The sequence below is a fragment of the Pseudoduganella rhizocola genome (assembly GCF_045984285.3).
GTDB lineage: Bacteria > Pseudomonadota > Gammaproteobacteria > Burkholderiales > Burkholderiaceae_D > Rugamonas.
The window spans coordinates 11852-24913 of the sequence record NZ_JBJQIK030000012.1 but is presented as its reverse complement, the minus strand read 5'-3'; the positions used below and the strand labels follow the sequence as shown (position 1 = coordinate 24913).

The window sequence follows — 13062 nt, the reverse complement described above, 5'->3', positions numbered from 1 at the left end:
AGCATCCGCCCGGCAGGACATCAAAGGAGAAACCGCATGGCGCAGTACCTGATAGCCCTTCACCATCCCGACAACCACGACCCTTTTGCCGTGCATGACGAGGCGACGCAAAGCGCCCTGGATGCGCTGAACGGCGAGATGATTGCTGCGGACGTCAGGGTGTTTGTGGGATGCCTGCGCCCGGCATCCTGCTCGAAATTACTGCAGGTGAACCAGGCTGGTGATGTGACGGTGAGCGACGGTCCATACGCAAGGGCGGCCGGGCAAGTCGGCGGATTCTGGGTGCTGGAAGTGGCCAGCGCGGACGAGGCGCTGGCCTGGGGCCGGAAGGCAGCTGCGGTTTGCCGTGTGCCTGTGGAGGTGCGGCCTTTTTTTGTTATGGCCTAGCAATCTCAGAGTATGCCTTCCCTCTGCGCCTGGTAGACCGATGCAACCGTGGGTACGAAGCCAAGGCTGCGCGCCAGCGAGCCGTCGGCATGCAGGTGCCAGGGATCGGGCAGTGCGCTGGACGAGGGCTCCAGCTTCAGGCCGACCAGCTCCATGAGTTCGTAGATCGAGGTCGGCGCATCGTCCACGATGTTGACGATGCGGCGATCCATCGCTCCTGTCAGCGCCATGGCGATAGCGGTGGCGATGTCGCGGTGATGGATCATGCTCATTTTGTGTGCAGGATGCCATTTTGCTTTCTGAACGTGTTCGTGGATCGCTTCGATGTGCCCGTCGTTGTCGCCATAGACGAAGCTGAAGCGTTGAATCACCCAGTTCAGCTGGCTCGCCCGCACGAGGTTCTCGGCCGCGACTTTGCTGGCCGGGTAAGCCTGCGTAGGCGCCACAAGATCATCCTCGCGTCCTGGATGTGACGTGGCTGTATCGTAGACATTGCTGGTGCTGGCCAGAATGAAGCGCGCTTCCGGTGCATAGGTTTCGGCAGCGTTCAGCAGATTGCGTGTGCCTTCCACATTGGTTTTCCAGATCAGTTTCTCGTCAGCGGTGCGGAATACGGCAGCGAGATGGATGATGGTCGATGCCCCCGTTACGGCATCCCGCAGCGAGCCCGGATCGAGTATGTCGCCAGCAACCGCCACCACGCCAGGCGGCAGCGCTGGAGAATTGCGAACGAGGGCCCTGCAGTCCAGCCCCATGTGGACGAGGCGCTTCGAGAGCCGCTGGCCGACAAGGCCAGTAGCGCCGGTAATCAGGATGGTCATGCTTTGAGTCCTTGTGTCAGTTGAGTGGCCAGGCGTTCCGTCGCGCCCTGCAGCACGCGGGTGACGGTGGCAAGGTCCGCTTCGCTCACGCCGTCGAAGGAATGCTTGAGGATCATTTCTATCGGGTCGGGCATTGCTTCCCAAAGGCGCTGCCCAGCGGCGGTGATTTTCAGCACGCGCTGGCGTTGGTCATCGGGCGCCGGGGTTTGCTTGATGAGGCCTTTCCGGACCAGGGCCGCGACTACCTGGCTCAAGGTCGCCTTTTCCACCTGCATCAGGTCCAGAAAGTCGCGCTGCAGGGTCGGGCCGCTATTGACCAGTTTCCAGAGGACATACCATTGGGTCGCGCCGACATCGAACGGGCGCAGGCATGCATCCATCGCTGCACGGCTGGTGAGGTGATAGCGCTTGATCCATTCGGCGATGGCGTTTCCTTGTAAATGGTCCACAGTTCTTCCATGAAGTTGTTTGGTACCGAACCATAATAGTATGGTGCCGAACGAATTGCAAGAGGTTACGACGGACTTGGCGGTAGTTGCGCGCGCCCTCGGCGCGCGGCGCTGCCCGCCTTGCGGGCAGCAAATGGGCGATTCGAAGAGCCCGGCCCCTGCAGGGGCCGGTCTTCGAATCCCCCTCGCTCCGTCCGAACAAATAAAAACGGCCTCCCGCAGGGGAGGCCGTTTTTATTTGTTCTGGCGGAGAGAGGGGGATTCGAACCCCCGATAGGCTATGAACCTATACACGCTTTCCAGGCGTGCGACTTAAACCACTCATCCATCTCTCCTGCATTTCCCGCGCTGTTCGCGAGAGCCGCAGATTATAGCAAACGTTCCGCCGAGTACCAAGTTTTTTTTCCGCCCGTCATTCACAGGCCGCGTCCCGCTTGACGCTCACAAGCCCCCGCCGCACACTGGATCAAAAGAAGGAGACACCCCCGTGAAACGCCATTTGATCAGCTTTGCCATCGCTTTCAGCACCGCCAGCCTGAGCTCCGCCCAGGTCACGCCCGAAGCCGATGTGCACCAGCACGCATTCAGTCCCGCCATCGAAGCTCTGCTTGCCTCGCCGGCCGTGAAGGCGCTCGATGCCGCCGATATCGTCGCACTGCTGGACCAGGCGGGCATCCAGAAGGGCCTCCTGCTGTCCACCGCCTATATGTTCGGCCGGCCGGACCGCAATATCGAGAACGAGTACGAGAAAGTGAAAGCGGAGAACGACTGGACGTCGATGCAGGCCGCGCGCTTCCCCGACCGCCTGCGCGCTTTCTGCGGCGTGAATCCGATGCGCGACTACGCCATCGAGGAGCTGGCCCGCTGCGCGAAGGATCCGCAACTGAAGCGCGGCGTGAAGCTGCACTTCGGGAATTCGGATGTGCAGCTTGAGAATCCCGAGCACATCGCGAAACTGAAAACCTTCTTCCGCGCGGCCAATGCGCACAGGATGGCGCTGGCCATCCATATGCGCGCCAGCATCAGCAAGAAGCGGCCGTATGGCGCTGTGCAGGCCCGTGCCTTCATCGAGCAGCTGCTGCCAATGGCGCCGGATGTGGATGTGCAGATCGCGCACCTGGCAGGTAGCGGGCCGGGTTATGTCGATCCACCGGCGGATGAGGTGATGGGTGTGCTGGCGCAGGCGGTGGCGAACAGGGAGCCGCATACGCAGCGCCTGTACTTCGATGTGGCCTCCGTCGCCAATAAGGACATCACCGATGCCGATGCCCAGCGCCTGGCGAACCGCCTGCGCCAGGTTGGGATTGCACGCGTGCTGTATGGCACCGATTCAGCGGCAGGCGATAATCTGCGCCCGCGCGAGTCGTGGGCTGCGTTCCGCCGCATTCCGCTGACAGAGGCGGAGTTCACTCAGATCGCGAACAACGTTCCGGCTTATCTGCGCTGAATCGTGAGCAGGCCTGCGCCGAGCGCGATGAACATGCTGCCGCAGCTGCGGTTGAAGATCTTCACATTGCGCTGGCTGCGGAACCAGTGCCGCGTGGTGCGTGCGGCCGCGGCGTAGGACATCAGCGAGCAGAATGAGAACACCATGAAGGTACCGGTCAGCAGCGCGAACTGTGGGCCGAGCGCCGCTTTGTGGTCGAGGAATTGCGGGAAGAGGGCGGTGAAGAACAGAATCGCTTTCGGATTCGAGATGGCGAGCGTGAGGCCGTCGAAGAACAGCTGGCGGTCGCTGCGCGCACTCTGCGCGCTATTCGTTTCTGCGCCAGCGAATACGCTGTTCTTCGAACGCAGTTGGCGCACACCGAGGTAGATCAGGTATCCCGCGCCCAGCACCTTCAATGCCGTGAACAGCAGCTCCGATGTTTGCAGCAGCGCGCCCAGGCCGGCGATCGTCACCATCGCCAGCAGCATCACGCCGACCACATTGCCAAGCGAAGACCACGCCGTGCGCCGCCAGCCGTAAGCCACGCTGTTTGATACCGCGAGCAGGATTGCGGGGCCGGGGCTGAGTATGCTGACCAGCGCGACGCCGGCATAGGCCAGCCAGTGCGTGAATTCCATTGTCTCTTCCTCGACAAAACTGCCAGCTTACCCCGCATCGCAGTTCCTTGCTGGCGTTGTCACGAAACCACAGGAATGGCGCCTGGCTTGTCCCGCATCCGAGTCACCGTTGCCGCGCATGCCAACTCGCCATCGCGCGAATTTCCGGGACAGGGTGTTTGCTACCGTTAGTTGCGCAAGTCCTTTTCCGGTGGTCACAAAGCGTTCTCAACGGAAACTATCCTGTCCCGGTAAAGCTCCTTTGAAATCAGGACCTTATCAAGTCCGCAGGCATGTCAAAAAATACATATTCAGAATGTATTCGATTTGTAGGTAAAAGGTAATGCCTGTTGACTGGTGGTACTGCTCACAGATTAGAATTTGCGCATTCAATTCTGCGTGCCTGCTACGTACGGGCGCGCTGACGGAGGCGCACCTGGGTGCGTCCCACCTGGACAGCATAGCCTGACGCCACAAGCCCCGCTGTCATTTTTCCGGATCGAGCAACGTCCTGCAATGGCGACATTGCAGGGCTCGGACCCCTTTTGCCTGGAAACTTGAGATGCCTACACAAGAAATTCGTCTTTGCACCACGTCTGACAATGTTCGAATCGCTTATGCGCTGAGCGGCAATGGCCCGCCACTGGTGAAGGCCGCCAACTGGCTGAGCCATGTGGAGTTCGACTGGGAGAGCCCGGTGTGGAATCACCTGCTGTCCGAACTGTCGCACGATCACACGCTGATCCGCTACGACGAGCGTGGCTGCGGCCTGTCGGACCGCACGCCGCCGAACGTGTCGTTCCGTGGCTGGGAGATGGATTTGCAGGCCGTGGTGGAAGCGGCCACGCCGCTCAGTTTTCCGCTGATCGGCATTTCGCAGGGCGCACCGCTGGCGATCGCCTATGCGGTGGCGCATCCGCACCGTGTGAGCCGCCTGATCCTCACCGGCGGTTTCGCGCGTGGGCGCCTGAAGCGCAATCCGGACGCACGCCAGCGCGAAGAGGCGGAGCTGATGGTGCGCATGGTGGAACTGGGCTGGGGCCGCGACAATCCGGCCTTCCGCCAGTTCTTCACGAGCCAGTTTATCCCGGGCGGCACGGCGGAGCAGCAGCAGTGGTTCAATGAGCTGCAGCGCATTTCGATTGCGCCCGGCATGGCGGCGGAATTCCTCCGCGTGAGCAATGAGATCGATGTGGTGAACCTGCTGCCGCTGGTGCAGTGTCCAACCCTGGTGCTCCACGCAAAGGACGATGCGCGCGTGCCCTTTGACGAAGGCCGGCTGATCGCGAGCCGCATTCCGAACGCGCGCTTTGTGCCGCTGGAGAGCAGCAATCACCTGCTGCTGCAGAACGAGCCTGCGTGGCGGCGCTGGGTGCAGGAAGTGCGCTCCTTCCTGCATTCGGACAAGCTGGGACAGCCGAACCGTTTCATGGCCTTGACGCGCCGCGAGCGCGACATCCTGGCGCTGATGTGCACCGGGCGCGATAACGCGCAGATTGCGGCCTCGCTGAATGTGAGCGAGAAAACCGTGCGCAACCACAACACCAGCATCTACACCAAGCTGCAGGTCGAAAACCGCGCGCAGGCGACGGCGCTGGCAATCCGCTCCGGCGAGCGCGCGCACTAGAAGCCCCGTACTACGGCAGAGCCTGTGTCCACTTTGGGGTCTGACCCCATGGTGGACACGGGCTCTGCTGTTTTCTTATGCTGGTTCGCGGGTGGCGTCGGCGAGGAAGCCGGAGATGACGGCGTTGACGTCGTCGGCGTGGGTGAGGGGGGCCATGTGGCCGCCCGGGGTCTGGCGCAAGCTTGCGTTGGGGAGGGCGGCGGCGAGGCAGTCGGCCACGCGGCGCGTGGAGATCGGGGCCTGTTCGCCGCGCAGCACCAGTGCCGGCATGTTCAGCACGTGCATGTCCGCCAGCGCGGCTGGTTCACCCAGCAGGGCCTGGAAGTCGAGCCGCACCTTGGCTACCTGCGATGCAAAGCGCTGCTGCAGTGCCGGCGGCAGCTTGTCGAAACCGCCCGGACCATTCCAGTAATCGATAAACACGCGCGCCGCAGCCTGCTGGCTCGGCGCCATGTCGATGGCGGCAATCACGCGCTCGATGCCGATGCGGGCCGGATCCTGCGGCGATAGCAGGTGGAAGGCCACCGGCTCGAATACCACCAGCGACATCACCCGCGAACGCATCTGCCGCGCCAGGCGCAAGGCCGTGGCGCCGCCATAGGAATGGCCGACCAGGTGGAATGGCTCGCCGGCGCCAAGGTGCGCAGGCAGGGCAGCGGCCACGGCGTCCACTTCGTGCGCCAGGGAGAACTCATGCGCCACTTCGCCAGGGAAGGCGGATTTGCCATAGCCCAGCAGGTCGAGTGCGATGAAGCGGAAACGCGATTCCTGCGCGGCCATGAGCGGCGCCCACTGGCTGCGGGAACTCATCGAGCTGTGGAGCAGGACTACTGCAGGGCGCGCGTCGCGCGAAGTGTCACCTTGGAACATGGCAGGTCGTAAATTCTGGGGAGCAAACCCGGAATTATAAGACCCGCCCGTCCTTACAGGTGTCCCAAGATTTCCCCACTTTGTCGTTGACTTATGAAAAATGCCACGAGGCAACCCTCGTGCTTCAGCGCAGGCTGGCCGTTTTCGCGCTCAGTTCCAGGTTCAGGCGCGCGGCTTTCAGGGTCGCTACGTCCACCTTCGGCGGTTTGGATACGGGTGGACGGCTGGCCCACTTGGTGCGGCTGTATTCCGCAGCGGGCAGCGTGTAGTGTTCCTTGACGACCAGGCGCTGCACGGGCGCGGTTTCCACGGCCGGCAGTTCTTGCAGCACGGCGGTCTCGGCGGGGGCGGCGAGCGCTTCGCAGGGTTTGTCGCTGAGGACGGTAACGCCGTTGCGGTCGATGCATTTGTAGATCTGGTCATCGGCAGACGCCCCTGCGGCGCCGAACACGGCAGCCACGCAGAGTGTGGCGGAATAGGCTAAGCGTCGCATGATTCACCTCCCAAATCAAAGATGAATCCATTGTCTGCTTGCCAACGTTTGCGGTCTGTACGCCATTGCACGATGGGCCCGGCATACCGTCTGATCTTTTTGTAGGACTACTTCTCCATGCCTTCCAGCAGCCGGGCCCAGGCCGGTACCGCTGCCTGCCAGAAGCCTTCAATGCTGCCGGCGTCCACGCCGAGGCCGAGAAAGCGGGCCGCCGGCAGCAAGGCTTCCCGCAGAAGTACCTCGGCCGGGGCGCCGTTATCGAAGGCCCGCGCGCCGGTCTGCTTGGACAGCTTCTCGCCCTGTTCATTCAGCACCACCGGCACATGCAGGTAGCGCGGCGGGGGCAGCCCGAGCAGCTCCTGCAGGTAGAGCTGGCGCGGCGTGGAGTCGAGCAGGTCGGCGCCGCGCACAATATCGGTAATGCCCTGCGCCGCGTCGTCCACCACCACGGCCAGCTGGTAGGCCCAGAAGCCGTCGGCGCGGCGGATCACGAAGTCGCCCACCTCGGCGGTGATGTCCTGGCTGTATGCGCCGGCCCAGCGGTCGGTGAAGCTGACAATGCGGTGCGGTTGCTGCGGCGTGCGCAGGCGCAGCGCGCGCGCCGTTTTGCCCGGCGCCAGCCCTTCGCGGCAGGTGCCGGGATAGACCAGCAGCGCGTTGCCGTTCTGGCCCAGCCGTAGCTGCGAATCGGCGATCTCGCGGCGCGAACAGCCGCAGGGGTAGATATTCTCCGCCAGCTGCTGCAGCGCCGCTTCGTACAGGGCTTCGCGCTGCGTTTGCCACACCACCTCGCCGTCCCACTGCATGCCGCAGCGCTGCAGCGAGGCGAGGATGTGCAGATCGGCGCCCGGCACATTGCGGTCCTTGTCCACGTCCTCGATGCGCACCAGCCATTGGCCTCCGTGCGCTTTCGCGTCGAGGTAGCTTGCCATTGCCGCCACCAGCGAACCCATATGCAGGGGACCGGTGGGAGAGGGCGCAAAGCGGCCTGTGTAAGAAGCTGGCATCGCAGATAACGTAGTCGGGGTCCGTTAGGATAGCATCCAAGAGTTACTTCTTAAATAAAGGTCATAGGATGAAATGGATGCGACAGGACAGGAAAGCCGCGCTATCAGTCAATATATCGCTTGAGCGAGAGGCAATGTCAGCACCGCCAAGATTCGAATGGTGGAGTTGGATCGCAGGTTCCGTGGCAATACTCACTTTGCTTGGCTTGCTATGTGCAATGGCTGGGTATGGGGTTGCCGTATCCATAGAAGATGTATTCGGTGTGCCCTTTCAGTCAATCGCCACTACACATTTTGATCACCTACAGCTGTCCTATATAGCGATTTTTCACCTTGTCGACGTGATCACGCCGCCTAAGGATCAATGGGCGCATTTTTTCCAGATTCTGAAGACGTTCGCTGCTATTTATGCAGGCGCGGTCCTCCTTAATGCCTTGATTCTTTCGTTCTTTGTTCTTTCTAAGCGTTATCCCAAAGCAGGTGGCGCGTTTGAAAAAGCTAAACGCTTTATTCAACCGTCAATACGTGAGGACGCATTCTGGGTGAGCATTGTAAAATTTTTGCTCTACGGAGGTATAGCCACTGTAGTGACTGCGGCTGGTGTGTGGGGACTCACGGTGTTGGGCGTAGCGGTGCTCGTATTGTTGATTGGGGCACCTCTTTTGGGCTTGGAGGCTGGTAAAGCGTATCTCCGCACCTATGTTGAAAAGCCTGAGCGGTGCAGGCCTCTCCAAGATAGAACTGCTAGGCTAAGAGGCGACAGGCGAGATGCCAAGGAGGTCTTCGTTACATGCGTACGCTACGAGAGTAAGGAAAAGCTGATGATGGAGGGAAGAGTGGTGTTTATGACGGCTGCATCTGTGGTGCTATTCGATCCGGAGAATGGTCGCGTCACTCGGTTGCCGATGCAGGAAGCGAGCATCACATTGATAGACGCTTTGAAATGCTGCGATGCACCTAATTCGCCGAAATAAATCGCATACAATGCTCGCGCGGCCGCAGAGCCGCAGCACTCAGCCACCTAACCCTGAACGGACCCCTGACAGCATGCAGAACAAGTTCTCTCTCACCGCCACTGCCATCGCCACGAGCGTTGCGCTGGCGCTGCCGGCCTACGCGGCTGGCGCCAAGGCCCTGCCACAAGTGCAGGAAGCGCCGCTGCGCGCGCACATCGCTTTCCTGTCCAGCGACCTGCTGGAAGGCCGCGGCACCGGCCAGCGTGGCGGCGACCTCACCGTTTCCTACCTGGAGAACCAGGCCATGGCCGTGGGCCTCAAGCCTGGCAACGGCAAGAGCTACCGCCAGCTGGTGAAGATCGCCGGCGTGAAGTCGCAGCCTGAAACCAGCTCGCTGCACCTGGAAGCGAATGGCGCCAGGCTGCCTTTTGAATTCGGCAAGGACTGGGTGTGGGGCACCGGCGATTCGCAGGCAGCGCATACGCTGAACAGCGAGCTGGTATTCGTGGGCTACGGCATCTCCGCATCGGAAGAGGGCTGGGACGATTTCAAGGGCCAGGACTTCACCGGCAAAACGCTGGTGATGATGGTGAACGACCCCATGCCGACCGCGGAAGAAGCGAACCGTTTCGGCGGCAAGGCGCTCACCTACTACGGCCGCTGGACCTATAAATTCGAGGAAGCCAAGCGCCGCAACGCGGCAGGCGTGCTGCTGATTCATACCGACGCATCGGCTTCCTATGGCTGGAGCGTGATCCAGAACAGCTGGAGCGGCGTTGAGCGCTTCCAGCTGGCGCAGGGCGAGCCGGGTACGCCGATGCAGGGCTGGATGACCAACGACACCGCCGCGGCGCTGTTCAAGGCTGGCGGGCAGGATCTGGACGCGCTGCGCGCAGCAGCGGAACGCAAGGACTTCAAGCCTGTGCCGCTGAACGTGAAGCTGGCCGGCGAAATGAGATCGGTGGTGCGCCAGGTGGAGCAGTACAACGTGGCGGGCATCGTGCCCGGCACCGATCCCAGGCTGAAAGATGAACTGGTGATCTACAGCGCGCACTGGGACCACCTCGGCAAACAGGGCGAAGGCAAGGACACCATCTACAACGGCGCGGTGGACAATGCCTCCGGCACCGCGGCCCTGCTGGCCATGGCGCAGGAAGCCGTGAAGTCGCCCGCGAAGCGCAGCCAGATGTTCCTGTGGGTGGCGGCTGAAGAACAGGGCCTGCTGGGCAGCGCTGCTTACGCAAGTGCACCGCTCTGGCCACTGGACAAAACCGCTGCGGCACTGAACCTGGATAGCCTGAACTGGATCGGCGCCACCAACGATATGAGCACGCCGGGCAGCGAGCGCACTGGCCTGGGCAAGATGGCGGAAGCGACCGCCAGGTCCATGAAGATGCGCATCGCCGATGCCAAGCCGGACCTGGCGGGCGGCTACTTCCGCAGCGACCATTTCAGCTTTGCGAAAGCAGGCGTGCCGGCCTTCTCGATCGGCGGCGGCAGCGACTACCTGGGCGACAAGGCGAAGGCGGAAGAGAAGCGCAAGTCCTACGCGCCGCGCTATCACCAGGTATCGGACGAATATGATCCGGGCTGGGACCTGGCAGGCGCCGTGCAGCAGGCCCAGTTCACGCTGAACCTGGGCCGCATGGTGGCGGATGCGCCGAAGATGCCTGAGTGGAAAGCGGGCGACGCTTTCGGCAAGGCCCGCCAGAAGTAAAGGTTCGAAGTAGGCTTACACCGCGCCCAGCCTGCGGCTGGCGCGGCTCCTCCGCTCTTCGTCGCGCTGCGTTTCCAGCGTGGTGCGGCGAACGAACTCGATGTGATGGCGCGAAGCCAGCGAAGCCGTTTCCGTGCGGCGCTCGCGAATCGCATCCCAGATGGCGCGGTGCTGTACCTTGAGCTGGTTCCACAGCTCGGGGCGCGCGTTCAGGTATTCCAGGTTCCCTTGCACGTGCCCCTGCAGCACCTTGTGCAGGCTTGAGCTCAGGTGCCCGATCAGCACATTGTGCGAAGCCTCCGCAATGGCCTGGTGGAAGGCCACGTCCATGGCGATGCAGGTTTCCAGGTCATTGCTGTCGAAAGCCTGCTCCACCGCCGCATGGCAGGCGCCAATGCGTTCCAGGTCCGCTTCGGTGGCGCGCTCCGCCGCCAGCTGCGCCGCCTGGCTTTCCAGCATATGGCGGAACTCCAGCATGTCGCCGTGGATGTCCGGATGATCCTTCAGCATCTGCTGCCATGGATCGACAAAGGGCGCCTCCATGAAATCGGTGACGAAGGTGCCGCCGCCATGGCGCGTAATCAGCAGGCCCTTGGCCGCCAGCGCCTGCAGCGCCGCGCGCAGGGAAGGGCGCGATACGCCCAGTTCAACGGCGAGCTCGCGTTCGGCGGGAAGGCGGTCGCCGGGTTTCAGCGATCCTTCGAGGATGCGGGTTTCCAGTTCGCTGGCCACGATATCGGACAGACGGCTTGCGGCAGGCTTGCGTGCGCTCATTTTGCGGTATGATTGGTATGACCAATAAATCGTAGCCGCAAACATGGAAGGGGTCAAGCCTTCTGGCTACTGCCAACAACTGGTACTACCAGTGCATAAGGAGATCCATGACTAGTCCTCAGAACGGACGCCTCGTTTCGCTTGACGCATTCCGGGGCTTCACCATCGCCAGCATGCTGTTGGTGAATAATCCCGGCGACTGGGGCCACCTTTACTCCCAGCTCGCGCACGCACACTGGAATGGCTGGACCTTCACCGACTGGATCTTCCCCTTCTTCCTCTTCATCGGCGGTGTGTCGATGAGCTTTTCGCTGGGCCGGCAGGCGGAAGCCGGCGCGGACAAGGGCGAGCTGCTGCGCAAGCTGTTCAAACGCGCGGCGCTGATTTTCCTGATCGGCTTCCTGCTTAACTTCGTTCCCAAATTCGACCTCGCCACCGTGCGCATTCCGGGCGTGCTGCAGAGGATAGCGCTGTGCACAGCGCTGGCCGCACCGCTGGTGGTCTATTTCAACTGGCGCCAGCAGCTGTGGTGGATTGCAGGCCTGCTTGGTTTCTACAGCGCCGTGATGCTGCTGGTGCCGGTGCCGGGACCGGATGGCGTGGTGGCCGCGGGCCTGCTGGAGCCGGGCCGCGACGTGGGGGCCTATATCGACCGCCTCTTCCTCAGCGGGCATATGTGGGTGCAGTCGAAGACATGGGATCCGGAAGGGCTGTTCACCACCATTCCCGCCGTATGCAGCCAGCTGTTCGGCGTGCTGGCGGGCCGCTGGCTGCTGACGCGCAACGACCGATCCGAGAAGACCGCGTGGCTGTTCCTTGCAGGCCTTGGCCTGCTGCTGGCCGGCGCCATGCTCGATGTTCTGCTCATGCCGATCAACAAGAGCCTGTGGAGCACGTCCTACTGCCTGTTCACCACCGGCTGGGCGCTGGTGATGTTCGGCGTGTTCTACTGGCTGCTCGATGGCGCGCCGTCGATCTGGCTGCGTGCGCGCATGCAGGGGTATGCGCAGTTCTTCATCATCTACGGCATGAATGCGCTGTTCATCTTTGCCTTTTCCGGCCTGGTGGCCAAGATGATCGGCTTCTTCAAGCTGCACGAGGCGCTGTATGCGCCGATCAAGGCGCTGCCGCTGGCGCCGGAAGCGCAGTCGCTGCTCTATGCACTGCTGTTCAATGCCGCGATGTTTGCGGTGGCGTGGTTCATGTACCGCCGCCGCTGGTTCATCAAGGTTTAGGCGGTGTAAGGCGTGCCTGCCAGGGCCGCCTCGATGCCGGCATGGCCCTTGTCCACGATGGCGAGGAACAGGGCCTTGGCCGCCTTCTCATCGCGCTTCCTGCGAAAACTCTGGTGCGCCTGGAGAAAGGCCACTGTCCAGGTGGCGAGCAGCAGGTTGGCCGCAAGCTGCGCGCCTGCGTCGCCCGCCTCACGCCCGGCAGTCTCGCACAGCGCCGCGGCCAGCATCTCCGCGAGCTCGCCGCGTATGGCCCTGGCGCGTGCCTTGAGGGTTTCGCTGGCCTCGATGGTTTCCACGAAGCCCAGGCCCTCAGGAGAGAAATTGACGTAGGGTGCATGCTCCCGTATCAGCCGGTGCGCCAGCAGGCGCAAGGCCTCTACCGGCGCCACGCCGGGAGCGCGCTGCCGCAGCGCCTCCAGCAATACTTCACGGCCTTCCGCTTCGCGGTCGAAGAACATGTCCTCCTTGCGCGGGAAGTGATTGAACACCGTCATGCGGCCCACGTCAGCGGCCGCCGCAATCTCATCGACCGTTACATGATCGAAGCCGCGCTCCAGGAAGAGCAGCGTGGCTGCATCGGAAATGCTCTGCCGCGTGGCGAGGCGTTTGCGGGAGCGAAGGTCGGTTGGCGTTGACATGCGGCGCATCATAGCATAGTTTACATGTACTCAGTACATATT

General features: G+C 62.3%; 14 protein-coding genes and 1 tRNA gene. 6 read left to right on the top strand and 9 right to left on the bottom strand.

Translation table 11 applies throughout. From position 1 onward, the window contains the following. The first annotated feature begins 36 nt into the window (after nucleotides 1–36). On the top strand, nucleotides 37–387 hold the full coding sequence (locus tag ACJRPG_RS21590) for a YciI family protein (protein WP_408002163.1): 351 nt from the start codon (nucleotides 37–39) through the stop codon (nucleotides 385–387). Between the two features lie 5 nt (nucleotides 388–392). On the opposite strand, the gene ACJRPG_RS21585 is transcribed toward ACJRPG_RS21590, so the two are convergent. From ACJRPG_RS21585 to ACJRPG_RS21575, 3 genes are all read right to left on the bottom strand, one after another. Then, a complete protein-coding gene (locus ACJRPG_RS21585; RefSeq protein WP_408002162.1) occupies nucleotides 393–1208 on the bottom strand; it encodes an NAD-dependent epimerase/dehydratase family protein in 816 nt (271 codons plus the stop codon). Further along, entirely contained in the window at nucleotides 1205–1657 is a 453-nt protein-coding gene (locus tag ACJRPG_RS21580) for a MarR family winged helix-turn-helix transcriptional regulator (protein WP_408002161.1), read from the bottom strand. The genes ACJRPG_RS21585 and ACJRPG_RS21580 overlap by 4 nt, the downstream gene beginning before the upstream one ends. A 244-nt stretch (nucleotides 1658–1901) precedes the next feature. Further along, nucleotides 1902–1992, bottom strand: a tRNA-Ser gene (locus tag ACJRPG_RS21575). Nucleotides 1993–2144: 152 nt separating this feature from the next. Between ACJRPG_RS21575 and ACJRPG_RS21570 the strand changes: the two genes are divergently transcribed. Next, nucleotides 2145–3104, top strand: a complete 960-nt coding sequence (locus tag ACJRPG_RS21570) for an amidohydrolase family protein (RefSeq protein WP_408002160.1) — start codon at nucleotides 2145–2147, stop codon at nucleotides 3102–3104. On the opposite strand, the gene ACJRPG_RS21565 is transcribed toward ACJRPG_RS21570, so the two are convergent. After that, on the bottom strand, nucleotides 3092–3724 hold the full coding sequence (locus tag ACJRPG_RS21565) for a LysE family translocator (RefSeq protein WP_408002159.1): 633 nt from the start codon (nucleotides 3722–3724) through the stop codon (nucleotides 3092–3094). The two genes, ACJRPG_RS21570 and ACJRPG_RS21565, sit on opposite strands and share 13 nt — an antisense overlap. Nucleotides 3725–4265: 541 nt before the next feature. Here ACJRPG_RS21565 and ACJRPG_RS21560 point away from each other — a divergent pair. Then, a complete protein-coding gene (locus ACJRPG_RS21560; RefSeq protein WP_408002158.1) occupies nucleotides 4266–5330 on the top strand; it encodes an alpha/beta fold hydrolase in 1065 nt (354 codons plus the stop codon). Between the two features lie 75 nt (nucleotides 5331–5405). On the opposite strand, the gene ACJRPG_RS21555 is transcribed toward ACJRPG_RS21560, so the two are convergent. From ACJRPG_RS21555 to gluQRS, 3 genes are all read right to left on the bottom strand, one after another. Further along, nucleotides 5406–6200: an alpha/beta fold hydrolase gene (locus ACJRPG_RS21555; protein WP_408002157.1), complete on the bottom strand. Its 795-nt coding sequence runs from the start codon at nucleotides 6198–6200 to the stop codon at nucleotides 5406–5408. 124 nt (nucleotides 6201–6324) lie between these two features. Next, entirely contained in the window at nucleotides 6325–6693 is a 369-nt protein-coding gene (locus ACJRPG_RS21550) for a DUF4124 domain-containing protein (RefSeq protein ID WP_408002156.1), read from the bottom strand. Between the two features lie 107 nt (nucleotides 6694–6800). After that, nucleotides 6801–7700, bottom strand: coding sequence for a tRNA glutamyl-Q(34) synthetase GluQRS (gluQRS, locus tag ACJRPG_RS21545; RefSeq protein WP_408002155.1), 900 nt, complete (start codon nucleotides 7698–7700; stop codon nucleotides 6801–6803). 68 nt (nucleotides 7701–7768) lie between these two features. Here gluQRS and ACJRPG_RS21540 point away from each other — a divergent pair, with 68 nt between their 5' ends. After that, nucleotides 7769–8674, top strand: a complete 906-nt coding sequence (locus tag ACJRPG_RS21540; protein WP_408002154.1) for a hypothetical protein — start codon at nucleotides 7769–7771, stop codon at nucleotides 8672–8674. 73 nt (nucleotides 8675–8747) lie between these two features. Continuing rightward, the gene (locus tag ACJRPG_RS21535; protein WP_408002153.1) at nucleotides 8748–10373 is read left to right on the top strand and encodes a M28 family peptidase; all 1626 of its coding nucleotides are present in this window, start codon (nucleotides 8748–8750) and stop codon (nucleotides 10371–10373) included. A gap of 15 nt (nucleotides 10374–10388) precedes the next feature. Here the strand turns inward: ACJRPG_RS21535 and ACJRPG_RS21530 are convergent, their stop codons facing one another. After that, nucleotides 10389–11147 carry an FCD domain-containing protein gene (locus ACJRPG_RS21530; RefSeq protein ID WP_408002152.1) on the bottom strand — a complete coding sequence of 253 codons (759 nt, stop codon included), beginning with the start codon at nucleotides 11145–11147 and terminating at the stop codon, nucleotides 10389–10391. Between the two features lie 107 nt (nucleotides 11148–11254). On the opposite strand from ACJRPG_RS21530, the gene ACJRPG_RS21525 reads away from it, so the two are divergent. Continuing rightward, nucleotides 11255–12382 carry an acyltransferase family protein gene (locus ACJRPG_RS21525; RefSeq protein ID WP_408002151.1) on the top strand — a complete coding sequence of 376 codons (1128 nt, stop codon included), beginning with the start codon at nucleotides 11255–11257 and terminating at the stop codon, nucleotides 12380–12382. On the opposite strand, the gene ACJRPG_RS21520 is transcribed toward ACJRPG_RS21525, so the two are convergent. After that, nucleotides 12379–13020 (bottom strand): TetR/AcrR family transcriptional regulator, encoded by a 642-nt coding sequence (locus ACJRPG_RS21520; RefSeq protein ID WP_408002150.1) that lies wholly within the window; start codon nucleotides 13018–13020, stop codon nucleotides 12379–12381. The two genes, ACJRPG_RS21525 and ACJRPG_RS21520, sit on opposite strands and share 4 nt — an antisense overlap. Nucleotides 13021–13062 lie beyond the last annotated feature (42 nt).